The sequence below is a fragment of the Ruegeria marina genome (genome assembly GCF_900101475.1).
In the GTDB taxonomy this organism is placed as follows: Bacteria; Pseudomonadota; Alphaproteobacteria; order Rhodobacterales; family Rhodobacteraceae; genus Ruegeria_B; species Ruegeria_B marina.
This window is the reverse complement of the sequence record NZ_FMZV01000022.1, coordinates 45,538-71,337: the sequence shown is the minus strand read 5'-3', so window position 1 is coordinate 71,337 and position 25,800 is coordinate 45,538. Positions and strand designations below refer to the sequence as shown.

Genomic DNA, 25,800 nt, shown 5'->3' with positions numbered 1-25,800 from the left:
TGCGCTTTCAGGTAAGTGGCGTCGATCATGATCGTCTTGTGCTCAGTCCCCTCGGCAGCCAGGCCTGTCAGGATGCGGGCGAAGATGCCGTTATCGCTCCAACGCTTCCAGCGGTTGTAGAGCGTCTTCGCCGGGCCATATTCCCTCGGCGCATCGCACCATCGCAAGCCATTGCGATTGATGAAAATTATTCCACTCAGAACGCGCCGATCATCAACACGAGGCTTCCCGTGCGACTTCGGGAAGAAGGGCTTCAGACGCTCCATCTGCGCCTCGCTCAGCCAAAAAAGGTTGCTCATCATTCAGGTCTCCTTGCGAGCCCTGAATCACGGCAGATGACCAAAATCAATGGGTCTGGAGCCTAACCTTGATACCCGACACGCGGCGCTCGAACAGAGTCGTCAGAATATCGCCAAGAAAACTGCGCTTGTTCATGAGCGCGTCCACGAGAAAGGTCGGCCACCTGTGTCTGAGGCGCGGATGACCAGTCTGTCGCTGGGTTTGTCTTCCAACATGGAGGCCCTCCGGCTCGGGATTGCGACGTTCACAAAATATCGATTTTTATTGACTAAAAATCTTTATATCGGCAAAATGTCAAACTATCAAGTTGGAGGATCTGATGCGTCTGCTCGTTGGAAAGGTTGCGGGAAAGCAAGCCGTCTTTGCCGTAGAGGGAGAAAACGCGGTCAACCTGACCGAAGCCGTTCCCGAGGTTGGCTCTGACCTGATGGCCATGATTGGCGACACGGCCGTCCTGGAAAAGGCCGCCGAAGCTGCGAAAGGCGCCAAGACGGTGAGCGTGTCGGACATCCTCCCTGCGCTTCCGGTCAGCCGGCCACCAACCATCATCTGCCTTGGGCTCAACTACACCGATCACATCAAGGAAGGTGGCTACGAGGTTCCGGACTATCCGGCGCTGTTCATGCGCGGGCAACAATCGATCATGGCGGCAGGCCAGCCCATGGTCCGGCCAACCTGTTCCGAGAAGCTCGACTACGAGGCGGAGCTGATGATCATCGTCGGGACCGGAGGGCGGCATATTTCAGAGGCCAATGCCCTGGATCATGTCTTTGGCTATACGGTCTTCAACGATGGGTCGGTGCGGGACTACCAGCGCAAGACGCATCAATGGACCCCTGGCAAGAACTTCGATGACACCGGTGCCATCGGGCCCTTTGTCGTGACGCCAGACGACCTTCCCCTGGGCGCGTCGGGCCTGAAGATTGAAAGCCGTGTCGGCGACGAGATCCTGCAAAGTTCGAATACGGGAAACATGATCTGGTCGGTTGCGCAGACCATCGCGACAATTTCGGAATACACGACGCTGCAACCCGGCGACCATATTGCCATGGGCACTCCACCCGGCGTCGGTCATGCCAAGAAACCACATCCCCGGTGGCTGAAGCCCGGCGAAGTCGTGGAGATCGAGATCGAGGGCATAGGCGTCTGCGCAAGCCCGATCGTCGATGAGGCCGAATTCGCCACACAAGCGGTCGGTCAGTAGCGATTGATATTGCCGATCTTCGGCGGGCGCCAAGCCCCGCCAATACCTATCCCACGCGGTTCGTCGTGACCCGGAAAACCAAAGGAGACTCCCATGCGCAACGTCAACAAGGACAATATTACCGAAGTTTTCATGGGTTACCTGGGTGCGAATACCGACCCGCGCCTGCGTGAGGTCATGGGCAGTCTCGTCCGCCATTTGCATGACTTTGCCCGCGAGGTGAACCTAACGCACGAAGAATGGAATATCGGTATCCGGTTCCTCGAGCGCGCCGGCGAAATCTCGGACGAAGAGCGCCACGAATTCGTCCTGCTGTCTGATGTTCTTGGCCTGTCTTCCCTCGTCGACATGATCAATAATCGCCCCGAGGGCACTTCGTCATCGGTTCTGGGGCCATTTCACATTTCCGGTTCTCCGCCGTTGGCCGTTGGCGGCGACATGCGACGCGACTATGCAGAGACCGTGCTTTTGGTCGAAGGCGTAGTGAAAGACCCAGACGGCAAGCCAATTTCAGGAGCGACCCTCGATATCTGGCAGACCGCGCCGAACGGCATGTACTCCAGCCAGGATCCTGATCAGGACACTTATTCATTCCATGGGCTGCAAACCGTCGGCGAGGACGGGCGCTATGCCTTCACAACGGTCAAGCCCGTCGAATATACTGTGCCGTCCGACGGCCCGGTGGGCGATATTCTGCGTGCCTGTGGGCGGCATCCTTGGCGGCCCTCTCACCTGCATTTCATCGCAGAGGCTGCTGGGTTCCGCCCCCTTGTGACCGAAGTCTTCGCCGAGGACGATCCCTATCTTGATCAGGATACGGTCTTTGGCGTCCGCAAGGATCTGGTCATGCACTACGAGGAAAGACCTGCAGGCTCGTTTCCTTCTACCGGCTTCGCGCTCTCCGGCAAGGTGCCGGACGCTTACCTCAGGGTGGAGTTCGACCTGACCCTTGTGCCCGCGTGACGCTCAGGCCAGGGCCCCGTCACCCAACAGTCCGGACAAAAATGCACCAGTCGTTTTGTAGTGCTCCAGAAGCCTTGTGCTTGCGGTATCGGCGTCAAGCGCGAGGACGGCGGCAAGAATATCGGCGTGTTCCTTGGCCACATCGCGCTGTTGGTACGAGATGTCATGTCCAGCCAGGTATCTGTAGCGGATGTTGAGGTCATAAAGGCGTGAACAGATTTGCAGAAGGATTGGCGACTGCGCATTCGAAAGAAGACTCATGTGGAAAGCCTTGTGCAGATCCTCGAAATCCTCCGTTTTCCGGTTTTGTGCCCGCTGCATTCTGTGGTGTGCGAGAACGACCCTCTCCTCCCAATCCTGCGTCGCATTGGCAATGGATTCTCGAAGGGCGAGGTCTTCCAGCACGCATCGCAGTTTCAGGATTTCGGCGAAGTTTGTGGCACTGATACCGGCTGTCCGAAAGCCGCGTTGGTCAATACGTTCCACCAGGCTGTCGGATGTCAGCAGGCTGAGCGCTTCGCGGACGGGTGAGGCGCCGGTACCAAGACGTTTGCTCAGTCCTTCGATCTTGAGCTTTTCTCCGGGCTTCAGGACGCCACGGACAATCATCGAGCGCAAGGCTCGGTATACGCGATGCGTCGCCGATCCCTCTTCGAAGTCGGATGATTGGTTGAATGTATCCATTTTTGCCTCCCAAGCGGAGAATATCGATATTTCCGATGAGATCAATGTGGGGTTTGTTGATTTTTGCTGAGAAGTGACCCGGTATTTTTATCGAGATTTGACCCACCCTTGATTATGTCTCTGCGGTTATGTTGCGGTCAATGCCGGCGTTTCCTTTCTCTTTTTCTTCGCGGCTTCCGAGCTTGCCTTGTAGCGGTAGCTGTCGTTGCCGGTTTCCAGGATGTGGCAGCGGTGCGTGAGCCTGTCGAGAAGCGCGGTGGTCATCTTTGCATCGCCGAAGACCTGGGCCCACTCTGAGAAGCTGAGGTTCGTGGTGATGATCACGCTGGTGCGCTCGTAAAGTTTGCTCAGCAGATGGAAGAGCAGCGCGCCGCCGGATGAACTGAACGGCAGGTAGCCGAGCTCATCGAGGATGACCAAGTCGATCTTGGTCAGCATCTCAGCCAATTTGCCGGCCTTTCCGAGCGCCTTTTCCTGCTCCAACGCATTGACGAGTTCCACGGTTGAGTAGAAGCGCACCTTGCATCTGTGGTGTTCGATGGCCTGTACGCCGATGGCTGTTGCAATGTGGCTCTTGCCCGTTCCAGGCCCGCCGATCAGGACGACATTCTCGGCGTTTTCCATGAAGGTGCCGCGGTGCAGCTGCCGGGCGGTGGCTTCATTAACCTCGCTGGATTTGAAGTTGAAGCCCGCGAGGTCTTTGTAGGACGGAAAGCGCGCCACCTTGGTTTGGTAGGCGATTGACCGGACTTCCCGTTCGGCCATTTCCGCCTTGAGAAGCTGGGACAACATCGGCGTTGCTGCTTCGAACGCTGGTGCGCCCTGGGCAACCAGATCATCGACCGCCTGTGCCATGCCATGCAGTTTGAGGCTGCGGAGCATGATCACGATCGAGGCGCCTGCAGGGTCATGACGCATGACGCTTCTCCCCGGCTTGTCTCAGAGCATCATAGCGATCGACATTGGCTTTCGGCACCGTATCCAAGGCCAGAGCCTTTGGCGGGTCGACCTCGGGATGGTCGCTCTGCTTTTTGTCGATCAGCCTATGGAGCAAGTTCAGGACATGCGTCTTGGTGGGCACGCCGGCTTCCAGCGCCAGTTCTACAGCACACAAAACCGCGTCTTCATCGTGGTGCAGAACCAGGGACAGGATATCCACCATCTCTCTGTCGCCGCCCTCCTTGCGCAGCATATGATCCTGCAGGCGGCGGAAGGCGTCGGGCATCTCATTGAACGGCGCGCCATTGCGCAGGGCCCCGGGTTTGCGTTGGATGACAGCAAGATAGTGGCGCCAATCATAGATGACCCGGCCTGGCTTGTGGTGCGACCGCTCAATGATACGGTCATGGGCGCAAACGGTTTGACCTTCCGCCACCACTACCAACCGTTCAGGATAGACATGCAGGCTGACGCGGCGGTTCGCAAAGCTGGCCGGTACGCTGTAGCGATTGCGCTCGAAGGTGATCAGGCATGTCGGCGACACCCGTTTGCTGTGCTCTACAAACCCATCAAAGGCCGGCGGCAGGGCCATCAGCGTGGGCTTCTCGGCTTCCCACACATCGGCAATCGTGCCGGGCAAGTCACGGTGCTTTGTCTCGGCCCACAAGGCAAGACAGCGATCTTCCAGCCACTGATTGAGCTCGGCCAGATCGCCGAAGATCGGCATGACCTGCCACAAGCGGTTGCGCGCATCCTGGACGTTCTTCTCGACCTGCCCCTTCTCCCATCCGGCCGCCGGGTTGCAGAACTCAGGCTCAAACACGTAGTGGCGGGCCATGGATTTGAAGCGGGCATTGATGTCGCGCTGTTTGCCTTTGCCAACACGATCCACTGCTGTCTTCATGTTGTCGTAGATCCCGCGGCCGGGCACGCCGCCGAAAACGCGGAACGCGTGCCAGTGGGCGTCGAACAGCATCTCGTGAGTTTGCAGCGGGTAGGCCCGCACCAGGAACGCCCGGCTGTGTGACAGCTTGATATGGGCCACCTGGAGCTTAGCCCGCTCGCCGCCGATATTGGCCCAGTCTTCGCTCCAGTCGAACTGGAATGCCTCTCCGGGCTGGAACACCAAAGGAACATAGGTGCCGCGCCCGGTCGTCTGTTCCGCCCGGTGCCGATCGGCACGCCAAACCCGGGCAAATGCGGCCACGCGCCCGTAAGAGCCGTCGTAGCCGAGCTTCACCAAATCAGCATGCATCTGCTTCACCGTGCGGCGTTCTTTGCGCGACTTCCGTGTCTGTGCCAGAAGCCAGGCGGTCAGCCGGTCAGCGTATGGATCGAGTTTGCTCGGCCGGGATGGCGTCTTGAACTTCGGCTCGACCACGCCCTCGCGCAGGTACTTTCTGATGGTGTTGCGGGACAGGCCCGTTCGCCGCGATATCTCGCGGATTGGCATTTTGTCACGCAATGCCCAGCGTCGGATAACACTCAAAAATCCCATGTCGATCACTCCTTCTCTCCCCGACCAATTCCGTCAGGGCAGCGTGTTCACATGGGTCAAATCTCGGTGGAAAATTATGGGGCTACCGGGTCACTTCTCAGCAAAAATCAACAGCTGACGGGTTTGCCGACGTGCGGCATATGGCAAGACATCGTTGCCGGTCAGGCCCAACTGAGCCGCGATGAAGCGCAATACCTTTTCCGGGATGACCTCCCCAGATGACAACAGCCGACCGGGATAGCGTAGGGCGCAGAGCTGTAGGGCAAAACCGATCTTGTTCTCCGGTCGCCGCCGTTCGTTGATGTGCTCGATATCGTCATCTGCCAGCGTGAAATGCCGCAACATCAATGTCTCGTCAGTCGGCAGGTCGAAAAGCGCCGAACGCTGGCGCTCAGTCAGAATTGTGCGATGCGCCATGTTTCTTTTGCTTTCTTGTTGGGGTTTATTTATTGATGATTGTGATAAGGGCTAAGGAATAATCGAGATGGCCAAAAGCCGGGAATTCCTCCACACACCACAAACGTTCGTTTGTGAAACATGCTGATCGGATACGCGCGCGTCTCAAAAGCCGATGGCAGCCAGTCGCTTGACCTACAAAAGGACGCTCTTGTTGAGGCGGGCGTCGATGAAAAGCAAATCTACTCCGATCAGGCCTCGGGCAAGAAAGACGACCGCCCGGGCCTCGAAGCTTGTCTGAAGGCTTTGCGCGACGGCGACGTCCTAGTCATCTGGAAGCTGGACAGGATGGGCCGCAGTCTGAACCACTTGGTGAAAACGACGACCTTACTGTCAGAGCGCGGTGTCGGCCTGAAGGTGCTGACAGGCCAGGGGGCACAGATCGACACGACCACCGCAGCCGGTCGGTTGTCATTTGGCATCTTTGCAGCGCTCGCTGAATTTGAAAGCGAATTGATCCGGGAGCGCACAATGGCTGGGTTGCAAGCCGCCCGCGCTCGAGGGCGCAAAGGCGGGCGAAAGTTCGCACTCACCAAATCCCAGGTCCGGATGGCACAGGCCGCAATGGCCAACCGGGACACATCCGTTTCAGAGCTGTGCAGTGAACTGGGCGTGAAACCCGTCACCCTGTACCGATACGTCGATCCCAAAGGCAACCTGCGCGAATATGGAAAACGCGTCCTCGGCGCTTAAGGTGTCATTCTGCACTCAGCCGGAGCAGACCCCCAGTAGGGAACGCATCGAAACCGAAACCAGATGATCCGAGGGCTGGCGCCAAAGAGTGACGCCTCCTTTGCGCTTTATGCTCGATTTTCCGCAAAGGCAGTTCTCAGGGCGTCGCGAAGACGGACTTGTCCAGGCGTTGTCGGCTGGCGCGGCTCCAAAAAACTAACCCTTTCATACTGCCTGGCGCGTCGATGATCGAGTGGAGAGCACGTGCCATACAATCAACGCCAAGGCGCCGGCAACGCTTACGAGTTGCAGGACAGGATTGAACGCCAGAATGAGCACGAAGAGTGAAAGACGTGCTCCGACCTCCCAACCGGCAAGTTTGCGATGATCAAAGCCCGAGAGCGCACTTGCAAGGAGATAGAGCGCAATGACGACCCGGATCAGGATCCAACCCAGCGCCACCCAGTTCATCGTTCCGTCATAGCCGGGCAAGTAGCTCACGCTGCCGCCGTCGCCGCCCATCGGATCAATGACGGCGTCTTCGATCAGAAGGATTTCCGGATACAAGGCAAAGATGAAGGGGATCACAAACATCACGATGCCAGACTTGACCGCCGAAAAGCCGGTCATCATCGGATTGGCGCGCGTGATAGAGGCCGCCGCGAAGGCCGCCAGTGCGATCGGCGGCGTGATGGCGCTGGCGACCGCGAAATAGAAGATGAACATATGTGCGGTGAACTTGGCGATACCCAGCCCCGCAAGCACGGGGCCCATGAGCAAGGCAACATTGATATAGGCCGGTACCGCAGGCATGCCCATGCCGAGCAAGATCGCAATGAACATCGTCACCAGCAGGGCAATCAACTGAAACCAGACCGAGCCACCACCGCCGAAGTCAAGCGTTTGAAGCCAGCCCAATATATCGAGAGAGATGAAGTTTGGAAGCCCGGTGAATTGGAGGCAGAAATCGACCACGGATACGGCTAGAAACATCAGGTAGAGCGTCGAGACGAGAATCCCGGCATCCGACAGGGCATCCACGACTTTCGCGGGCTGTGACCGGACGTTGGGATCCACGAATAGCAGCGCGATCAGCAGCATGACCGCCCACCACCCGGCGCTGCCTGCGTCCCCGACGGAGTTCTGTACGGCCCGTTGAAGCCAAGACAGGCTTTCGACCGTACACACGCCGTCGACGATGGTGCGTTCAGCCCCCAACATGCCCCCCAACAAACCACAGCCCACGCCCTCTTTGGTTGTCAGCAAGAGGATCAAGATCAGCAGGATCGGTCCGAAGATCATGACAAGGTTTAGGATATCCTGGCGGGACAGCCGCATGTCCTCCGTCAATTCTCCGATGGCCTGGATCTTCTGCTTGCGCGCCTGAAAGACCACCGACAGGAACAGGCAGAGGAAATATGCACCTGCCGGGATCGCCGCAGCGATGATGACTTGGGAATAGGGAACCACCGTCAGGGACGCGAGAACAAAGGCTGCCACACCCATCACGGGCGGCATGATCGATCCACCCGAAGAGGCCGCCGCCTCGACACCACCGGCGAAGATCGGCGAGAAGCCGCGTTTCAGCATCATCGGGATCGTCAGAACTCCCGTCGACAGGACATTCACGATCGGCCCGCCCGATATGGTTCCGAACATGGCCGAAGACACGATCGCGGCATGCGCGGGGCCGCCCCGCAACTTGCGCGTCCAGCGGAAGGCGAGCTTGATCAGCGATTGCCCGCCCGCCGAGGCCCCGAAAAGCGAGCCAAGCACAAGATAGGGGAAGATCGTGTTCAGCATGATGTCCATGAACTGCCCGAGAAGGCCCGAGGCGTTGTTCACAAGGATATCGTGGACCCTTGGTCGGCCATCCGAGAGCATGCGCGGCTCACCAGCCAGCTTGGTCATCAGGTATTTGTTGATGTCCTCGGGGCCATGAAAATACCACACGAACACGGTCACAATTGTGTAGAGCGCAACCGTCAAAGCCACCAGAACAAGGGCCAGGCCCCAGACCCGGACGTTGTAGGCCAGAAAGACCAGCACAGTTAGCCCCACGATCAGCACCAGCCAGCCGCCGGTATTTCCGACGCAGCTGGGGTCTTCTACTGTGCTGGGCGGCGGCAACCCCATGGTCGTGGCGATTTCCGCCTCGATCCGCAATGCCTCTTCAATCAGCCTTGCACGCTCGCCAGTGAACTGGTCGATCAAGCAGATCGATTCAATTTCGACCACGTACGTTAAAGACACTGTGAATGCCGCAGCGACCATCGCGACATCCAGAAACAGTCCAAGACGTCTTTTTCCAATCGATCCCCCAGACCATGCTTTGAATGCCGAGTGCTTCAGCACCACGCACACCATCATCAGGGCAAAGGCGAATGGATAGAACCATTCGGTCGGGAAGCGGCGCACCTTGAGCCAGTCCAGACCGGTAACATTCTGAAGGCCCTCATCGAGTCCGGGGATCCCGGGTGTCGCATTCAAAAGGCCTGCTGTCACAATGAAAAGCGACAGCCAGAACAAGGCACCGCGCACTACGCGGACATGTTTTATTTTTGGTTCGGGCGCGCCATTCATCGCTGTACTCCAAAAACGGTAGCGCCGGGGACAGCTTTGTCACCGCCCCCGGTTCCCAAATCTCAGGGCTTGGCGCAGTCCGGCAGCGTATATCCAGCCTCTTCCCAGGCGCGAACGGCGCCGGGGTGATACTTTATGGGGTTGGGGCCACACATACCGGTGATGGAAGGATCGGTTTCTCCAAGCCAAGCTTTGGGCATGCTTGGTGTCCGCGCGGTGATTTGCGGCAGGCCTTCGAGGAATGTCTTGGTCAGTTGATAGGCAATTTGCTCGTCCATCGATACGTTGACGACATCGCCACCAATATCCGCGTATCCGCGGAACATCCCGTCTTCGGATACCACCGAGATACCAGGACCGAATAAGTCATCGGTTATCGGCTCGACGACCGCAGCACTGCCAGGTGCGTTGCCAAAGTTGGAGCCACCCTCGCTCTCGAATGCTTCGCGTGGGAAGGAAAACACCACCATGCTGCCAGATGCGGCAGCTTGTGAAAGCCGCGAGTCAGGGAAGTTCATTGGCAAGACATGTGCATCGGCAGATCCATCGGTAATGGTCGCAACAGCTTGTCCCCAGTTGACCTGAATGCCTGAATAACCCGTTCCATCTTCTAGGCCGGTCGCGATGCGCACCATCGCGCGCGCCTTGTTCAATGCCGCCCCGCGCGGCGGTCCATTGTAGATTGTGGCACCTTCGATGGCGCTCCAGCCTCCAAAATTCTTGCTTTCGAATGCCGACAAACCGAAGACGGAAAAGCGATAGGTGTAGAGCACTGAAAGATTGCCCGCGAGTTCCGCGCCCGCCTCTGCGCCTAGGCTGGCATATGGGCCCGCACCCTTTGATAACAAAAACGGCAGGATGAACGGCGCGGCAGCAATGTCGGTCTTGCCTTCAGCCACGTTCTGAACCGAATTCGTCAGCGTCTGTCCAGCAGCCACCTGGATGTTTGCGATCCCTGCATTCGCGGCCAATTCCGCAACGCCGAACATTGCTTGCGCTGCAATTTCCGTCGGCGGTGTCGTCTCGCCGGTCAGATTGGCTTGTGCATGGGCCGAGAAGGCCAGGCAAGTCGCAGCAATTGTACCTGCGAGTACGTTTGACTTGGTCATGATTTCCTCCCTTAGTGTTTATTAGCCCGAGGCGTGATCCGGCATTTGCCGACCATCGCCTTCGAGTTCGTTCTTGTCCCGGTAGCCGATGTAGATTCCCGGTGGCTCCTTGGCGTCTGTCATGCGTTCGATCTGCGCGGCGCTTCTGGTGATGCGGGAATGGTGCTGCCGGGACCATTCGAAATGCAGATCGCGCAACCGCGAAAGCTCGTTCGCATACTCGGGGTTGGTCGCCAGATCGCACAATTCGTCTGGGTCGTCTTCTAGGTCGAACAGCAGTGGCCGCATCTTTTCCACGTGGACGTATTTCCAGCGCCCATCAAAGATCATCGCGAGTCGCGCATCGGCTTGGTCCATGCCGACTTCACGGCGGGAATCCCGGGTGGCATAGTCATATTCAGAGACCGCGAATTCGCGCCATTCCGTCGCTGCGCCCTGCATCAGCGGTGAGAGTGATCGCCCTTCGAGAATGTGCGATTTGTCGGCCCCGTTGAAGAAGTCGAGAAACGTGGGGACCAGATCGATGCCTTCCACCAGCGCATCAGTTGCGGTGCCGCGTGTCGCGTCCGCTTGATCCCGCGGATCATAGATCAGTAGGGGAATGCGGGCGGAACAGTCGTAAAACAGGTCCTTTTCACCCAACCAATGGTCGCCCATGTTGTCGCCATGATCCGAGCAGAAGACGATCATCGTGTCGTCCATGCGCCCGGTCTCGCGCAAATAGGAAAACAGCCGACCCAACTGGTCATCCAGTTCCTTGATCAGCCCCATGTAGCAGACACCGGCCAGGTCGCGGACCTCGTCGCGCGCCATGCTTTTGCAGACCCGCATATTCATCCATGCCTGCATCAGCGGGTGATCGGTCTGGCGTTCATCGTCGCTGCGTACGACCGGTGGAAGATCAGCAGCCTTATACATGTCATTGTAGGGCGCCGGCGCAAGAAACGGCCAGTGTGGCTTGATATAGCTGAGATGGCATAGCCAGGGTTGATCGCCCTGCGCCTCGATGTAGTCGATGCCGCGAGTGGTTAGCCACGCTGTTTCCGAGTGTTCCTTTGGCACCCGCGCAGCAAGAGGCGCGTTCTCAATGACCCATCCGGTGCGCATTTCCCCAGCCGGGCCGATAGCGGTGTTGGCCCATTCTTCCCATGGGTTGTCGCCATCCATGCCATGGTCGCGCAGGTACTGATCATAATCTTCGCCGCAGCGGCCCGGATAGTCGCTGTGGTTGGTTCCGTCGTCCCGAACGAAGACTTCGAACCCACATTGGGCGACCAACGCACCAATGGTGCTTTCAGGTGTGATACCCAGCCGCTCCATTCCCTCTTTGTCGGGCGTCATGTGGGTCTTGCCGACGAGCGAGCATTTTACTCCGATTTCACGCAGGTGATCGCCGAGCGTCGGTTCGCCGACGCGAAGTGGAAACCCGTTCCAGGTCGATCCGTGGCTACGGACATAGCGCCCGGTGTAGAAACTCATCCGGCTCGGACCGCAGATCGGCGACTGCACATAGGCTTTGTTGAACCGCATGCCTCGGGACGCCAACCAGTCCAGATTTGGCGTTTCAATGTGATCCGCGCCGTAGCAGCTGAGGTAGTCCCAACGCAATTGGTCGGCCATGATCCATAGGACGTTTCGTGCGGTCCTGGTCATTCTTCAACCCGTGGAATAAACGACCGGTGGCCCTGAAGCGCACAGCACCTGATGCCGCGCCGGACACCCGCTACCCTGATCGATGAAGGCCGCGTTGTGATCATGAATCCCCTCAAGAATTGTACTGTCGCCCGAACCTGCAAAGCCAATTCTTGATGAAAACTATATATCAGTCTAATAATATTATGTCAGGATAACTTGCAAAAATGATATGATCATAGATCCGAAAAGCCTCGAACAACTGGCGGCCGTAGTCGAATACGGAACCCTGCACGAGACGGCCCGGCAATTGGGAACCTCCCAACCCGCCCTGAGCCGTATGATCAGCAATCTGGAGAACCGGCTTGGTGTTCAGCTGTTCGAGCGCAGCAGTCGACCGTTGATTCCGACGGAAATCGGGTTGAAGCTGGCGCAGCGTGGTCGTGCTATCAAAACCATTCGAGAGAGCGCCTATGAGGATGTGCAACTCGGACTTCAGGGCCTGAGCGGCGTACTGATAATCGGGGCGCCTCCTTTCCTCTGTGAACGGCTGGTGGGAGATGCGATCTCTGCTTTTCTGCGGGAGCGCCCGGGCATCGAGGTGAAGCTCAAATCCGACTATTTTCCCCAGCTTGAACGCTATGTTACGCTGAATCAGGTCGACGCGTTGATCTGCCCGCTAAGATTGATCGCCTCTCCCCGGGAAGAGCTTGTTATCGAGCCATTGTTCCGTGACGAGCATGTTGTCGTTCTGCGCAAGGATCATCCTCTCGCGAGAAAGCCGCGTATCGATGCCAAAGACCTCCAGGACGCGACCTGGATCAGTCACGCGGAACACAGCATGCTGAGGACTGACATGGCGACCGCTCTGACATCATTCGGTGTGGAAAATCTGCATATCGCCTTTCAAAGCGAATCTTCTGGGGCCATCATGGAAATGCTGCGCAACACCGATTTCCTGACAGTTCTGCCAAGCTATGCCATTGTCGGTGGCCAGGCCAGGGACGGGCTCGCGGAGCTGCCGGTCAGGTTTGCGGCCTCGGCAATGTCGGTCGGAATGGTGACGCCCCGCAACAGAATGGAAAGTCCGCTCCTGGCAGCCTTCGCGAACCATATGCGGGGCTATGTTCAGAATGATCTGCCAGAGAGATATCGACTCGCGGGATCGGATAGGCGCCGTTAAGATCGCGTTTATTGGCGCTCCGCGACAGTAACCTGGTCAAAAGGCAACCCTGTCCCCGCCTTTGAGGTCGAGAATTTCGCGCGCTTCATCAGGCGTCGCGACCTGGCTGCCAAGCTCTTCAACGATCCGGCGGATCTTGGCGACTTGCTGGGCGTTCGACTCGGCCAGTTGTCCGCGAGAAATGAACAGGCTGTCCTCCAGCCCGACGCGTACATTGCCGCCCATCTGACTGGCTGTCGTGGCCATCGGGATTTGGGACGCACCGGCCGCCAGAATAGACCAGCGATAGTCATCGCCAAAAAGCTTGTCGGCGGTCTTTTTCATGAAGACCAGATTGTCGATATCGGCACCGATGCCGCCGAGTATGCCCATCACGAACTGGATGAAGATCGGCGCTTTGAAGAGGCCCGTATCCATGCAGAACTTCAGATTGTAGAGGTGCCCGACGTCATAGCATTCATGTTCGAACTTGATGTCATGCGGGGCAAGCGTTTCGGCTGCTTCACGAATATCCCGGAAAGTGTTGCGAAAAATATTCCCATCGGACCCTTCGACATAGTCCTTTTCCCAATCGAATTTCCACGACTCATAGCGCTTGGCCAGCGGATGAAAGGAGAAGTTCATGGACCCCATGTTCATCGAGCACATCTCGGCTGAGAAGGTCGCCGCCGGCTTTATCCGATCCTGAATCGACAGCGTCAGAGACCCACCGGTCGAGATATTCACCACTGCGTCGGATGCCTGTTTGATCCGTCCCAGAAAGGGGCGGAAGTCCTCGGGATCGACGGAGGGTGCGCCGGTTTCTGGGTTGCGGGCGTGAAGGTGCAGAATGGACGCTCCGGCCTCCGCCGCCTCGATCGCCTGCCGTGCGATATCGTCGTAGGTGTAGGGCAGTGCGTCCGACATCGTTGGTGTATGAATCGCCCCGGTCACGGCGCAGGTGATGATTGTCTTTTGTTGGCGTGCCATGGTCAGGCTCCTTTGTCTTGCTTTTGTTGGACCCGATAGCCGAGAGGGAAAAGTTCAAGGTCGAACCGGCTGCGGATCAGGCCCCAGATGCCCCGCGGCGCTTTCAGCATCACGACGATGGCCACGAGGCCCAAAACCATCAGATAGATCGTGCCGAGATCGGCGAGCGTTTCGCGAAGCGCGAAGAACACAAGCGTTCCAATGATCGGCCCTTCGATCGTGCCGATCCCACCGATGACGACAATGAAGATCACGAATGCGGTCCAGTCATTGACGCTGAAGGCAGCGTCGGGCGAGATCCGGAGTTTCTGGAGGAATATCAGACCGCCGACCATTGCGGTCAGGGCGGATGTGACGACATAAACGAGGAATTTGGTTTTCCAGATGTCGATCCCAAGCGATGCCGCGGCAAGTTCGTTGTCCCGGATCGCGGTCAGTGCCAGCCCCTTGCGCGAGCGCAGGAACAAATAGACCGACGCGACCACCAGAACTGTCACGCCGAGGGCGAGCCAGTAGGCGAGCGCTTCGCGCGCCGCACGACCATCGGCGAGCGACCGCACGATGCCGGTTGGTAGCGAGGTGCCAGAGCCGCCGCCAAGCGCCGAGACCTGCGCAAAGCTCAGACGAAAGACCTCGGCTATGACCCAGGTGCCGATGGCGAAATAGGCACCGCGCAGTCGAAAGATCAGGGCCGCGACCGGGACTGACACGAGCGCTCCAAGCCCCCCGGCGATGGCGATGGCCAGGACCGGGTTCAAACCGCCGAAGATGGTCAGCGCAAACAGCAAATACCCGCCAAAGCCGACATAGGCCTGCTGCCCGACAGATACGAGCCCGGCATAGCCCGCCATCAGGTTCCAAAGGCTGGCCAGTGCCAGGTAGAGGCACAACTCGCCAATAAGCCTGAGCTCTGCGCGGCCCGCCCACCAGGGGGCGGCGATCAGGATCAAGAGCGCAATCGCCCCCAGAAACGCGGCGACCTGAGCCGTGCGAGAGGTGCGCGTGACGTGGTATCTCGACCGGCTCATGCGTCCACCCTCGGGAACAGGCCGTTTGGGCGAACGGCAAGGATCAGCAGGAACACGAGGTGCCCCGCCAGAAGTTGCCAACCGGGATCGATCTTGGCACCGACGGTCTGCGCGACGCCCAGAATCACGCCCCCGACCAATGTGCCCCAGAGGTTGCCAAGCCCGCCGATGATGACGGCCTCGAAGCCAAAGATCAGCCGCCCGCCGCCGATCGACGGATCAAAGCTGGTTCGGATGCCCAGGAATATTCCGGCGACGGCCACCACCGCGAGGGACAGCGCCATGGCAAGCCCAAACACATGGGCCTTATTGAGACCCATGAGTTGAGCGATGTCTTGATTGTCCGAGGTCGCGCGGAAAGCGCGTCCAAGGGGTGTCCGGTAGAACATCCATTGAAGGCCCGCGATGACCGCGACCGCCACGGCAAAGGTCAGCACCGGCAAGACACCCAGCGTTAGACCACCAAACCCGAAACTCGCTGTTTCAAGCGCGCCTGCGTCCATCTTCTGCGGGTCAGCCGTATAGCCTTCCAGCAATGCATTCTGGATAATGACCGACAGACCGAAGGTCACCAGCAGCGGCGGCAGGATGTCATCTCCGAGGGTCTGGTTCAGCACCCCCCGCTGCAAAACGTATCCGATCCCAGCCATCGCGGGGATCACGACGAGAAGCGCTGCAAGCGGATGCAGCCCAAGCGCCACGCTGGTCGTCAGGCCAAGATAGGCGGCCAGCACGATGAGGTCGCCATGGGCGATGTTGACCAGCCGCATCACACCGAAGATCAGGGACAGTCCGGCTGCGAACAGCGCATAGAGCCCACCCAGCAAAGTTCCTTGTACGATTGCGTTCACCCAGTCCATGTCATGCGATCCCGAAATAGGCGCGGCTGATATCCTCGCGCGAGAGAGCGTCGGATGCGCCTTCGAGCGACACGCGCCCTTCTTGCAGGCAATAGACCCGTGACGACACCGACAGCGCCTTGGTGATGTCCTGCTCGACGATCACAGCGCTCATGCCTTCGCCGACGATACCGGGCAGGGCGGCATAGATGTCCTTGATGATGATCGGGGCCAGCCCCAGGCTGATTTCGTCGAACAGGATCAGGTCGGGGTTCGCCATCAGCGCCCTCCCGATAGCCACCATCTGCTGTTGCCCGCCGGACAGAGAGGTCGAGGCCTGCGCCTTGCGCTCTTCAAGGATCGGGAACAGATTGTAGACGGCGTCCAGCGACCATGGCCCTTTGCGCCCGGTTCGGCCGCCGATCATCAGGTTTTCCTCGACCGACAACGACGGGAATAGCTGGCGGCCCTCTGGCACCAGCGCGATGCCAAGAGCTGCGATCTGGTCCGCCCTCAGCGCCCCAATGGGCTGGCCCCGGTAGCGGACCTGTTCGGCGCCGTTCTTCATCAGACCGGCAATCGACCGCAAAAGTGTGGTTTTGCCCGCGCCATTCGCTCCGATGATCGCCAGTACCTCACCAGCGTCGACATGAAGGTCGAGACCGTAGAGCGCCTGGAAGTCGCCATAAAAGGCATCGAGGTCTCTGATGCCGAGGATCGGGTCATGCATCGGCTTCGATCCCCAGATAGATTTCCTGCACCTCGCGACTGGCCATCACCGTCTTGGGGTCGCCTTCGCCGATCTTGCGGCCAAAATCGATCACGATCAGCCGGTCGACCACGGCCAGCAGCGCGTGCACCACATGCTCGATCCAGATGATCGATACACCCGTGCCCCGGATCGCATTGATCGTGTCGACCAGCGTATGGCACTCGGCCTCCGTCAGACCGCCCGCGATTTCATCGAGCAGCAGCAGTCGGGGTTTCGCACAAAGCGCGCGGGTCAACTCCAGGCGCTTGCGGTTCAGCAGCGTCAGACCACCGGCCGCCGTGTTTGCCTTGCCGAGCAGTCCGGTCTGGTCGAGCACGTCGAGGCAGAGCTCTTCGGCCTTTCGCCCCGACAAGCCTGCGGCTTGGGTCGCGGCGACCATCGCGTTTTCAAACACCGTCAGATGAGAAAACGGCTGCGGCACCTGAAAACTGCGTGCAATACCGCCACGGCTGCGCGCGGCGGCATTGGACCCCGTGATATCTCGACCTTCGAACCGGATAGTGCCGGAATCCGGGGCCAGCGTCCCGGTAATCAGGTTGAACATCGAGGTCTTGCCCGCGCCATTCGGTCCAATCACGCCCAGGGCCGCGCCCTTTTCCACCTCATAGCTCAGCGCATCGGCGACGGTCACGGCACCGAAGGATTTGCTGAGATTTTCGAGCGTCAGGATCGCGGCCATCGTGTCCTCGGGGGCGGTGCGGCGACGGCTGATCCGCCGCCGCAATGGGTCAGAGCAGTTTCAACTCGCCCGTCAGCGGGATCTCGGGAGCGTTGCTGTTGGCGACGATCTTCAGATCGAAAGCATTGCCTTCCTTCTGCCATTGGCCCGCAACGAGCGGCGTCTTGGTCACATTGTCGATCGGGCCGTTGGCCCAGTTCACATTGCCGACGATCGTATCGAGATTGGTGGACGTAATCGCGGCAAGGTTTGCCTCATAGTCCTCCAGGTCCTCTGACCGGCGGACCACATCGGCGATAACTTCGAAGAGCGCATGTTTGAAACCGATAGGTTGGGTCCAGGGTCGGCCAGTCGACGCGCTGTAACCGTTGGCCAGATCGGCGGCACTTGCGCCGGTGAGAGAGGACGCAAAAGGATGCGCAGGCGACCACCAAACCTCGGACGACAACCCGTCGCCCCTGTCACCCAGCGAAGCGATGACCGAGGGGAACAGCAAAGCCTTGCCGATGGTCACGACCTTTGGATTGAATCCCTGCTGCGCGGCCTGCGCCCAGAAGGTGGCAAAGTCGGGCGGGATCATGTTGCCGGTCACGATTTCACAGCCCGCGTCCTTGAAGGCGGCGATGTAGTTCGAGAAATCGTCCGACAAAGGCTGATACCGGCCCGGATCAAGCAGATCAAAACCTGCGGCAGCCAAGGGCGTTGGCAGGCCCAGCTCCGGATGGCCCCAGGCATTGCCATCGGCGTCGTTCGGAAAGAGCCCGCCAACCTGTTTGGCGACACCAGATTTGTCCCACATGTCAAGGAAAGCGCCGATCACATCCTCAAGGCCCCAGAAGAAGTGGTAGGTGTACTTGAACCCCTCGCCGGGCACGCCGTTTCGGCCGAAGAAATAGGGCTGCCAGGGGCAATCGGTGGTGATGCAGGGCACCTCGTTCACCTCGGCCTGATCGGCGACAGGGTTCGTGGTGTCCGGGGTCGAGGCGGCGACGATGATATCGACCTCGTCGCCCAGGATCAGATCGGCGGCCACTTCCGCTGCCCGGTTCGGGTTCGACTGGCTGTCCTTCGAGATGATCTCGACGTTCCAGGTCTTGCCGTTGTTCTCGATCCCTGCCGCAAACATGTCCTGAATCTGTGCCAGAACGTAGTCGTCCGCCTCTGCAAAACCGGCGAGTGGACCGGTGCGCGGGCTGACATGGCCGACCTTCAGCGTCGGTGTCTGCGCATAGGCGCGCGATGCGCTCAGGATTGCGGGTGCGGCCAGCGCCGCCGTACCGGCCACCAGAAATCCGCGCCGCGAGGGGTTCTTTCTAAACGTCTTCATTGGGTCCTCCTTCCGCCGACCTCCCCGTCGGCTTTGTGTTCAGCTTTCCAGGATGTCTTCCAGCTTGGTCAGATGCGTCACGACGCGCGCGCGCACCTTGTCGGCCTGTTCGGGCGTCCATGTCCGAAAGCCCTGGCCCGTCTTCATGCCAAGCTTGCCCTCCGCGACCAGTCTTTCGAGATAGGGGGAGGGACCCGTTCTGCTTTCCAGATCAGCCAGCACCGTGTTGTGGATGTCGAGCGTCAGGTCGGTGCCGACCAGATCGGCGTTTTCGAGTGGCCCAAGAACGGCAAGACGCCGGCCAAAGCAGGACTTGATGACCGTATCGACGCTTTCGGCGTCGCAAATCCCGCGCTCGACCAGGCTGATCGCCTCGCGCCAAAGCGCGTGCTGAAGCCGATTGCCGATAAAACCGGGAACGTCCCTTTCCACCATCACTGGTGTCTTGCCGGCGTCTTGCAGCAGGTCGGCCATGGCTTGGGCTACGGACGGGTCGGTCCATTCGGTCTTGATGACCTCGACCAGCGGGATCATGTGCGGCGGGTTCCACCAATGGGTGCCCAATGCGCGGTTTTTCAGCCGCAGACCCGACATTATCTGGGTGATCGGCATGACGCTGGTATTCGACGCAAGAATGCAATGTTCGGGCGCGTGGTCTTCGATCTCGGCAAAGATCTTCTGCTTCAGCGCCATCTTTTCCGGGGCGGCTTCGAAAACCACATCGGCGTCCTTCACCGCGCCAGCCGTACTCGGGTAGATCTCGATCATCTTCAGGGCTTTGGCGACGGTTTCGTCATCGTCGCCCATAGCCTTCATGCTCTGGTGCATCCGCGCCGACACGCTGTCGCGCGCCTCTGCTGCCGGGTCGGTGATCGCCACATATTGCCCGGCCCGGGCTAGGGTCAGGGCAATCCCGTGTCCCATCAGCCCGGCACCGATCACGGCTATCTGCTGTTTCTTGGTCACCATCGATCAACCCGCCGTATAGCCGCCGTCGGCATAAAGGATATGCCCGGTGTAGAAATCCGACGCCTTCGATGCGAGAAACAGAAGCGGCCCAGCGAGGTCTTCCGGCTCACCCAAACGCCCTTTAGGCACGCGGGCCAGAAAGCCATTTCGGACCTTGATGGCTTCTTCGGTGTCCTCGAACATCCAGGCCGTCAGAGGGGAGCGAAACACCGTGGGGGCGATGGCGTTGACCGTCACACCCGATGCGCCCAGCTCGCAGCCGAGGGCCTTGGTGATGCCGTCGGTGGCCGACTTGGAGGCGCAATAGGCAGTGTATCCGGCCGGGTGCCCCAAGAGGCCGCGCGCCGAGGAGACCAGCACGATCTTGCCGTAGCCCTGTGCCTTCATCTTCGCTGCCGCTGCGCGTGCCAGCAACCAGGTCTGGGTGACATTGGCGTCCATGACGGCCTGGAAAGTCTCAGGCGTCATGTCGTTGATCAGTGCCACCTTGTTCATGCCCGAAGCCACGACGAGAATGTCCAACCGTCCATAGGCGGCGACCGCCTGTGCCACGAGGCCATTGCAGATGTCTTCATCCTTGGGGCGGGTGTTGATCGCGGTCACATTTGCCCCCATCTGGCGGCATTCAACGGCGATGTCGTCCAGCGCGGACTGATTGCCGGCGACAAGCACAAGCTTGCACCCGGCGCCAGCCAGAACCCGGGCAGCCACCATGCCGAACGCGCCAGAGGCACCGGTGATCAGGGCCACATTGTCCTTTACATCGAACATTGAATGGGGGTTCGCCATGGCGTTCATGTTCTGGACCTCGTGTTCATGGGGCAGGGGGGTAGGGGATAACCACAAGCATGGTGCAGACCTCGTTGCGGCGGTTCTCGATCTTGCGCACTTCGCCTGGGGGGATGGTGCAGCTGTCGAACTTGCCGAGAACGGCTTCTTTACCGTCAACGATAACCGTCATCTCGCCATCAAGAACGACGTAGACCTTCTCGAAGGGTGAGGAGTCTGGACCGGCACCACCACCGGGGAGAAACTGGCTGAGCCCGACCCATTGGTTTTTCGGCCCATCCTCTTCAAAGCCCTGAAGCCTCAGCCCCACCACGCCGAAATGATTGGGGGCTTCGTAAGGTTTGGCGTCTTCAAAACGTTTCAAGTACATGTTGGCTCTCCCGGGAAACGAAAAAGGCCGCCGATCGCTCAGCGGCCCGTCATAGAGCGATCAGAACTCTTCCCCGGCTTCGATGCGGTAGGCCTGACCCTTGTCGATCATTGCGACGAGGCGAATGATACAGCCGTCACCACGGTCCCAGTTCCACGGGAAGAAGGCGAATGTGCAACGCTTGCCTGTCACGGCATCGAGATCGCCGCCAACGTTCTCGATACCCAAGATGCCGTTCTTGAACAGGATGTTGTGCACCGGTTCCCATTCCGGGAATGCTTCGTCCCAGGGAATACCGCCCGACCATTCCTTGTACTCCTCGGCCAGATGAGGGTGCAGCGGCCCATTGCGGTGGGGGCCGATTGCAGTTGCAAGCGGGTGATCGTTGGCCTGCGTGTCGTGACCAACAACCTTGATGCCCTTTTCCACCATCCATTCAGCCGCCGACGGAACGAGCCCCGGGCAGTGCGTGAAGTAATCACCGTCCTCGTAATCGTGGTGCCAGCCGGTGTTGATGATCAGAACGTCGTTCTTGCGGATTGCATGGCCGCACGCCTTTTCCAGATCGTCGGCGGTGATCTGCTCCCACTTCTTCTTGGGAATCGAAACGACCAGACCAGAACCAAAGAAATGCGGCAACGGCACTTCATCGATGAAAGGGGTGCCCGGAACGACATGGGCAGGTGCGTCGATATGGGTGGTGACGTGCATGGTCGTCGTCAGCGTCTGGCTGAGCACGCCCGATTTTGCCATGTAGTGCATCCGCTCGATCTGTACGTCGCGGAAATAAGGCCAGTTCGGGCACTGGAAGCCGTAGCGATGGCTGAGGTTGTAGAATTCCAGCCCCATGTCGTTGTCGGTGTTCGCCTGGAATTCGATGCCGCGGATTTTGACCATCGGATGCAACCTCTCTGTTCGCCAGCGCTCTGCCAGCTTCGGTTTGTTTGAAGTGACGGAGATTCCCTCTGTCGTCTCATATAGCGATACATTTGAACCGCTATGCGGTCAACTATTTGCTTGCATTTCAGTTGAACTGTACCGTATAGCGATACATAGCTGCGCTAGCAGGTAGTGCCGGACACACGCAAGATTGCATACAAATGAACGGTATATGACTGAAGAATATGACAAAAAGGACCGCTCCGGCATTCAGGTCATTGCGCGTGCTGCGGCCATTCTGCGGGTCTTGAAAGACGAGCGCGGGGGGCTGAGTCTTGGGCAGATTGCGTCCCGAGTGGACTTACCCCGCTCCACGGTACAGCGGATTACCGGTGCATTGGCGGCGGAGCGGTTCGTGATTCAGGACGGCAAGAGCGGCGGAATCCGTCTTGGCCCCGAACTTGGGGCCTTTGCCGAGGCCGCGAATTTCAATGTGGTCGAACGGTGCCGAACGATCCTGAACGACATAACCCAAGCGACCGGAGAAACGACGGACCTCGCAGTGCTTCGAAACGGCAGCATGATATTCCTCGATCAGGTGCCTGGGCTGCACCGGTTGCGGACAGTGTCCTCTGTCGGTGAAGTGTTTCCACTGTCCACAACAGCCAATGGGCGGGCCTGCCTTGCCTTGATGCCCGAAGGTCAAGCCCGTGACTTGATTGAACATGAGACGGCAGGGGCGCTATCAGACACCATGGTCGAGGCCTTGCTTGGCGAGCTGCAGGACGTACGCGACACCGACCTGGCTTATGACATCGACGAGCACACGCCCGGGATATCCGCTATCGGCTTTGCCTTCCGCGATCTCAGCGGCAACTACCACGCGATCTCAGTGCCTGTTCCCAGCTTGCGATTTGCGCAGGTCAGGGACCGCTTGGAGACCGCTTTGAAACAGGCAAGAGCGCGGATCATGCACGAGTTTTCAGCGAACTGAACCGATGGCGGTCATTCCGCTCAAATTGTCCGTCGCTCTGAACCGTTTTTATGGTTCCCGGATTTGAAAAACTGAGGACTAAAGACGCCAACGGTCTTATTGCACATTTGGTTCGTGCCAACACCTGGCAGCGCAAAGGTCAATTCAAATAAATTAGCTTAAGACTGACTCTCGAAATCCCAAGAACACGGGTCATTATTACATAAACTTCATTATGCGTGACTGACGCTATTTCGTGTCATGGTGTATTGACGACTACGAACACTCGCCCTAGTAGCACCCGCAACACCAAGCACACGGAACTACATGCAAATTGGTCTTCTATCTCTAAGCACCGATTTTCGACTTTTCTGCACCCTCACCTCCGAATGTAACATATATCGCGTGGCGATATTTCGTGCATCGTGTCCGTTTCGCGGGCATGAACTTGCGGGACCGTGTAGCATTGAACATCCAGGACTTGAGACGCGCCCGCGGCCTCAGCCAGGAAGCGCTTGCTCATCAGGCCAACGTAAGCCGCGGTCACATGGGCAGGCTCGAGAACTCGAAGTTCGCAGCCTCCCTCGATCTTCTCGAACGCATCGCCCGGGCGCTGAACGTCGATCCCGAAGAGCTTTTCGCGAGGCGCTAATCCGCTTCCTGAGGCTTTGAACCTGCCCCGACTACGAAAGACAAAACGGCAAGAACAGTACGAGTGGCGCGGGTACATGGCGAAGAGAAAGACAGGCTGGCCCTTCCAGGAAGGGTTTATCATCGACGGAACCAACGAAACTCATGTGTTTACCGACTACCGCTGGGATGATGGAAGCGTGAGCCGCCGCCAGTTTGTGGACCCGGACAGTTACGACCACACGCGTATCATTGTGCGGCCGATTTCACTCGAGCTGCCGGACAACCAGGATCAGTAAGAAAACCACTCTGAGTGGCCCATGTTGCCCTCGTAATCGCCGTATTCGACCATGATGCTGCGAGAATAGAAGTGCCATAGGCCACCACCGCTCGGATAGGCGATCTCCTGACCGCTTTCCGAGATGAATGTCGCGGGCCAGGGCGTGTGGGATCCGTAGACCCGCTGAATGTAGCGGCAGGTCCGGTTCTCGCGATCGCAGGAGCGGATCGACCAATCCCACTGACGCGGCTCGTCGCGCGGCTCGTAGGAGCGCCCGGTGAACCAGATCACATGGGTCCGGTTCAACCATTCGTATTCCGGCAGATTGGTGTCGAGCTCGCCCTCGCCGCCGGGGCCGCCCAGTTCGACCGGCACATGGGCAAAGGTGCAGACCCCGAAGGGCGGTAGGCTCGGCCAGGGCGTTATACGGCGGATCATGGTGCGATAGGCCCGGGCACAAACGGCGCTCGGGGGGAACCCGCCCGCCATGCAGAGCATGATGGCGCAGTCGATGTCATAGGCCTGCGCCTTCTCAGGGGCTCCGAACACCGCCATCACTCCCATTGCAGCTGCCATCACCTGTCGCTTCATGTCGCTCTCCCGCAAAAGTTGCAGCAACTATCGTGCAATATGTATTTATCTGCAATATGTAGTATTGACTCCATATGACTTTATGGCCTTAGTGTCGTGAAGTAGAAGGGCTCTCGTGGGGAGAGTCCGAACATGCCGATAGCGCGCAACCAGATCCTGATCACCATCGATGGTGTCAAAGACCTGTCCGAGAAGGGCATCGCGTTCCGCTGCCGGTATGAGCTCGTGGGGTTCACGGACGATGGCAAGCCGCGCTACCAGTGCATCTACCTGCGCGAGGGCGAGCCGGAAGCCATTCTGGTTTCCACTCGGATCACCCCGCACGGGCCAGAGCCGCGGTATTTCAACATATGGCCGGGGCTCTTCAAACATCATCTCGAGTTCGGTGACGGGCGCGATCTGCGCTTTGGTCCTGACTACAGCATCACCCTCGAGGAGCACGGCTGACGTCATCACCTTCGGCCGCGACGGCACGGCGCGGACATCCGGCTGGATCTTTCATGGCGAACGACCTGCCTGGGCAGGGCTGGATGATAGCACTGAGGCCGAAGTCGTTCTGGCCTCGTTGGACGCCACGCCGCTGTCCGGTCGCGACGGCATCCTCTCCCTGATCCACGCCACCGCAGACCGCCACCAGGGGAACCGCGCCCTACGCCAGGTTGGTCTGAGTGCCGACGACTGGCAGGTCTTGTTCCGCGCCCTGGTCGAGGCTGAAAGCAGCTACAACCCGACCGCCGTCAGCCCGAAGGGCGCCTATGGTCTCGGCCAACTGATGCCGGACACGGCCCGGAGCCTCGGAGTCGATCCGCGCGATCCCTCCCAGAACCTCGACGGCGCGGCGCGGTATCTGCTCGCACAACTCGGAACGTTCAAGGACATCGACTTGGCGCTCGCGGCCTACAATGCCGGACCGCACCGGGTGGTCGAGTATTCCGGCATCCCGCCTTTCATCGAGACCCGCGACTACATCGCGCGCATCCACCGGATCCGGTCCCGACTTGCGGGTACACCTGTTTCCGCGCCGGACATCCGCGTCGCAGACCGGGTTCCAGCCCGCGCGCCGGTCCTCATCGATCTTCAGTAAAACAAGGGAACTTCGCATGCTTCGACATCGCCTCAGCCGCCTCTTGCCTGTCGCCACAACCCTGGCGGCTTTCGCAAGCCCTGCCTTCGCGCAGGACTTGTCGCCGATCCAGACCATGCTGGAAACCGTCGAGGCCGCGCTGACCGGTCCGATTGGGATCGCGGTCGCCACGCTCGCCGTCATCGGCACTGGTTTCATGTGCATGATGGGGCGGCTGAACTGGGGCTGGTTCGCCTCGGTCATCATCGGGATCGTGCTGATCTTCTCGGCCGGGACGATTGTGGATGGGTTCTCGTGATGAACTGGAAAGCACTGTGCCTTTCCCGCAAATCGGAATCCTGCGGTCAACTCGAACGCGTTGTGCTACGCAAACGCTGCCTCGAGTTGCCCTGCGGATG

28 protein-coding genes and 1 pseudogene are annotated in these 25,800 nt (G+C 59.1%); 10 read left to right on the top strand and 19 right to left on the bottom strand.

Going from position 1 to position 25,800, the window contains the following annotated elements:
- Positions 1-299, bottom strand: a 299-nt coding sequence (locus BLT75_RS21635) for a transposase (RefSeq protein WP_143028624.1), incomplete at its 3' end; no start/stop codon positions are given.
- A gap of 320 nt (positions 300-619) precedes the next feature.
- Between BLT75_RS21635 and BLT75_RS21630 the strand changes: the two genes are divergently transcribed.
- Both BLT75_RS21630 and BLT75_RS21625 read left to right on the top strand, forming a co-directional pair.
- Complete coding sequence (locus BLT75_RS21630) at positions 620-1,504, top strand: fumarylacetoacetate hydrolase family protein (protein ID WP_093037136.1); 885 nt, start codon at positions 620-622, stop codon at positions 1,502-1,504.
- Between the two features lie 93 nt (positions 1,505-1,597).
- A complete protein-coding gene (locus BLT75_RS21625) occupies positions 1,598-2,467 on the top strand; it encodes a dioxygenase family protein (RefSeq protein WP_093037116.1) in 870 nt (289 codons plus the stop codon).
- Positions 2,468-2,470: 3 nt separating this feature from the next.
- Here the strand turns inward: BLT75_RS21625 and BLT75_RS21620 are convergent, their stop codons facing one another.
- The 4 genes and pseudogenes from BLT75_RS21620 to BLT75_RS21605 form a co-directional block, all read right to left on the bottom strand.
- Positions 2,471-3,151: a GntR family transcriptional regulator gene (locus tag BLT75_RS21620; protein WP_093037112.1), complete on the bottom strand. Its 681-nt coding sequence runs from the start codon at positions 3,149-3,151 to the stop codon at positions 2,471-2,473.
- A gap of 126 nt (positions 3,152-3,277) precedes the next feature.
- Positions 3,278-4,069 (bottom strand): IS21-like element helper ATPase IstB, encoded by a 792-nt coding sequence (istB, locus tag BLT75_RS21615; RefSeq protein WP_093037109.1) that lies wholly within the window; start codon positions 4,067-4,069, stop codon positions 3,278-3,280.
- Positions 4,059-5,588 (bottom strand): IS21 family transposase, encoded by a 1,530-nt coding sequence (gene istA, locus BLT75_RS21610; RefSeq protein WP_093037133.1) that lies wholly within the window; start codon positions 5,586-5,588, stop codon positions 4,059-4,061. The genes istB and istA overlap by 11 nt, the downstream gene beginning before the upstream one ends.
- A 117-nt stretch (positions 5,589-5,705) precedes the next feature.
- Positions 5,706-6,005, bottom strand: a pseudogene (locus BLT75_RS21605) (DUF4158 domain-containing protein); the annotation flags it as partial.
- Positions 6,006-6,125: 120 nt separating this feature from the next.
- On the opposite strand from BLT75_RS21605, the gene BLT75_RS21600 reads away from it, so the two are divergent.
- Entirely contained in the window at positions 6,126-6,737 is a 612-nt protein-coding gene (locus tag BLT75_RS21600; protein ID WP_093037105.1) for a recombinase family protein, read from the top strand.
- 204 nt (positions 6,738-6,941) lie between these two features.
- On the opposite strand, the gene BLT75_RS21595 is transcribed toward BLT75_RS21600, so the two are convergent.
- The 3 genes from BLT75_RS21595 to BLT75_RS21585 all read right to left on the bottom strand — a co-directional run bounded on the left by BLT75_RS21595 (position 6,942) and on the right by BLT75_RS21585 (position 12,061).
- Positions 6,942-8,930: a TRAP transporter permease gene (locus BLT75_RS21595; protein ID WP_342728112.1), complete on the bottom strand. Its 1,989-nt coding sequence runs from the start codon at positions 8,928-8,930 to the stop codon at positions 6,942-6,944.
- Positions 8,931-9,361: 431 nt separating this feature from the next.
- Positions 9,362-10,408: a TAXI family TRAP transporter solute-binding subunit gene (locus BLT75_RS21590; RefSeq protein WP_093037099.1), complete on the bottom strand. Its 1,047-nt coding sequence runs from the start codon at positions 10,406-10,408 to the stop codon at positions 9,362-9,364.
- Positions 10,409-10,429: 21 nt separating this feature from the next.
- Positions 10,430-12,061 (bottom strand): alkaline phosphatase family protein, encoded by a 1,632-nt coding sequence (locus tag BLT75_RS21585; RefSeq protein ID WP_093037096.1) that lies wholly within the window; start codon positions 12,059-12,061, stop codon positions 10,430-10,432.
- A 211-nt stretch (positions 12,062-12,272) separates the two neighbouring features.
- Between BLT75_RS21585 and BLT75_RS21580 the strand changes: the two genes are divergently transcribed.
- Positions 12,273-13,223, top strand: coding sequence for a LysR family transcriptional regulator (locus BLT75_RS21580; RefSeq protein WP_093037094.1), 951 nt, complete (start codon positions 12,273-12,275; stop codon positions 13,221-13,223).
- 36 nt (positions 13,224-13,259) lie between these two features.
- On the opposite strand, the gene kce is transcribed toward BLT75_RS21580, so the two are convergent.
- Genes kce through BLT75_RS21530 form a run of 10 tightly spaced genes read right to left on the bottom strand, consistent with a single transcriptional unit; the run spans position 13,260 to position 21,862 of the window.
- Positions 13,260-14,192, bottom strand: coding sequence for a 3,5-dioxohexanoate:acetyl-CoA acetone transferase (gene kce, locus BLT75_RS21575; RefSeq protein WP_093037091.1), 933 nt, complete (start codon positions 14,190-14,192; stop codon positions 13,260-13,262).
- A gap of 2 nt (positions 14,193-14,194) precedes the next feature.
- On the bottom strand, positions 14,195-15,220 hold the full coding sequence (locus BLT75_RS21570) for a branched-chain amino acid ABC transporter permease (RefSeq protein WP_093037088.1): 1,026 nt from the start codon (positions 15,218-15,220) through the stop codon (positions 14,195-14,197).
- On the bottom strand, positions 15,217-16,080 hold the full coding sequence (locus tag BLT75_RS21565; protein ID WP_093037085.1) for a branched-chain amino acid ABC transporter permease: 864 nt from the start codon (positions 16,078-16,080) through the stop codon (positions 15,217-15,219). Before BLT75_RS21565 ends, BLT75_RS21570 begins: the two co-directional genes overlap by 4 nt.
- A 1-nt stretch (position 16,081) precedes the next feature.
- Positions 16,082-16,789 (bottom strand): ABC transporter ATP-binding protein, encoded by a 708-nt coding sequence (locus BLT75_RS21560; RefSeq protein WP_093037082.1) that lies wholly within the window; start codon positions 16,787-16,789, stop codon positions 16,082-16,084.
- Positions 16,782-17,510: an ABC transporter ATP-binding protein gene (locus tag BLT75_RS21555; RefSeq protein ID WP_093037130.1), complete on the bottom strand. Its 729-nt coding sequence runs from the start codon at positions 17,508-17,510 to the stop codon at positions 16,782-16,784. Before BLT75_RS21555 ends, BLT75_RS21560 begins: the two co-directional genes overlap by 8 nt.
- A 49-nt stretch (positions 17,511-17,559) precedes the next feature.
- On the bottom strand, positions 17,560-18,837 hold the full coding sequence (locus BLT75_RS21550; protein ID WP_093037079.1) for an ABC transporter substrate-binding protein: 1,278 nt from the start codon (positions 18,835-18,837) through the stop codon (positions 17,560-17,562).
- A 39-nt stretch (positions 18,838-18,876) separates the two neighbouring features.
- Positions 18,877-19,806 (bottom strand): 3-hydroxyacyl-CoA dehydrogenase family protein, encoded by a 930-nt coding sequence (locus BLT75_RS21545; RefSeq protein ID WP_093037075.1) that lies wholly within the window; start codon positions 19,804-19,806, stop codon positions 18,877-18,879.
- Between the two features lie 3 nt (positions 19,807-19,809).
- Complete coding sequence (locus tag BLT75_RS21540; protein WP_093037072.1) at positions 19,810-20,604, bottom strand: SDR family NAD(P)-dependent oxidoreductase; 795 nt, start codon at positions 20,602-20,604, stop codon at positions 19,810-19,812.
- 16 nt (positions 20,605-20,620) lie between these two features.
- Positions 20,621-20,965, bottom strand: coding sequence for a cupin domain-containing protein (locus BLT75_RS21535; RefSeq protein ID WP_093037068.1), 345 nt, complete (start codon positions 20,963-20,965; stop codon positions 20,621-20,623).
- 60 nt (positions 20,966-21,025) lie between these two features.
- A complete protein-coding gene (locus tag BLT75_RS21530; RefSeq protein WP_218128994.1) occupies positions 21,026-21,862 on the bottom strand; it encodes a cyclase family protein in 837 nt (278 codons plus the stop codon).
- 214 nt (positions 21,863-22,076) lie between these two features.
- Here BLT75_RS21530 and BLT75_RS21525 point away from each other — a divergent pair, with 214 nt between their 5' ends.
- The 3 genes from BLT75_RS21525 to BLT75_RS21515 all read left to right on the top strand — a co-directional run bounded on the left by BLT75_RS21525 (position 22,077) and on the right by BLT75_RS21515 (position 23,746).
- Positions 22,077-22,838, top strand: coding sequence for an IclR family transcriptional regulator (locus BLT75_RS21525; protein ID WP_093037065.1), 762 nt, complete (start codon positions 22,077-22,079; stop codon positions 22,836-22,838).
- A gap of 445 nt (positions 22,839-23,283) precedes the next feature.
- Positions 23,284-23,469 (top strand): helix-turn-helix transcriptional regulator, encoded by a 186-nt coding sequence (locus tag BLT75_RS21520; protein ID WP_245706614.1) that lies wholly within the window; start codon positions 23,284-23,286, stop codon positions 23,467-23,469.
- Positions 23,470-23,545: 76 nt separating this feature from the next.
- The gene (locus BLT75_RS21515; protein WP_093037060.1) at positions 23,546-23,746 is read left to right on the top strand and encodes a hypothetical protein; all 201 of its coding nucleotides are present in this window, start codon (positions 23,546-23,548) and stop codon (positions 23,744-23,746) included.
- Here the strand turns inward: BLT75_RS21515 and BLT75_RS21510 are convergent.
- Entirely contained in the window at positions 23,740-24,318 is a 579-nt protein-coding gene (locus tag BLT75_RS21510) for a hypothetical protein (RefSeq protein WP_093037057.1), read from the bottom strand. The two genes, BLT75_RS21515 and BLT75_RS21510, sit on opposite strands and share 7 nt — an antisense overlap.
- Before the next feature lie 132 nt (positions 24,319-24,450).
- Between BLT75_RS21510 and BLT75_RS21505 the strand changes: the two genes are divergently transcribed.
- From BLT75_RS21505 to BLT75_RS21495, 3 genes are read left to right on the top strand one after another with little or no spacing between them, the layout of a single operon-like run.
- Positions 24,451-24,765 carry a hypothetical protein gene (locus BLT75_RS21505; protein WP_093037054.1) on the top strand — a complete coding sequence of 105 codons (315 nt, stop codon included), beginning with the start codon at positions 24,451-24,453 and terminating at the stop codon, positions 24,763-24,765.
- Entirely contained in the window at positions 24,725-25,402 is a 678-nt protein-coding gene (locus BLT75_RS21500) for a lytic transglycosylase domain-containing protein (protein WP_245706613.1), read from the top strand. The genes BLT75_RS21505 and BLT75_RS21500 overlap by 41 nt, the downstream gene beginning before the upstream one ends.
- A 16-nt stretch (positions 25,403-25,418) precedes the next feature.
- The gene (locus BLT75_RS21495) at positions 25,419-25,700 is read left to right on the top strand and encodes a TrbC/VirB2 family protein (protein ID WP_093037051.1); all 282 of its coding nucleotides are present in this window, start codon (positions 25,419-25,421) and stop codon (positions 25,698-25,700) included.
- Positions 25,701-25,800 lie beyond the last annotated feature (100 nt).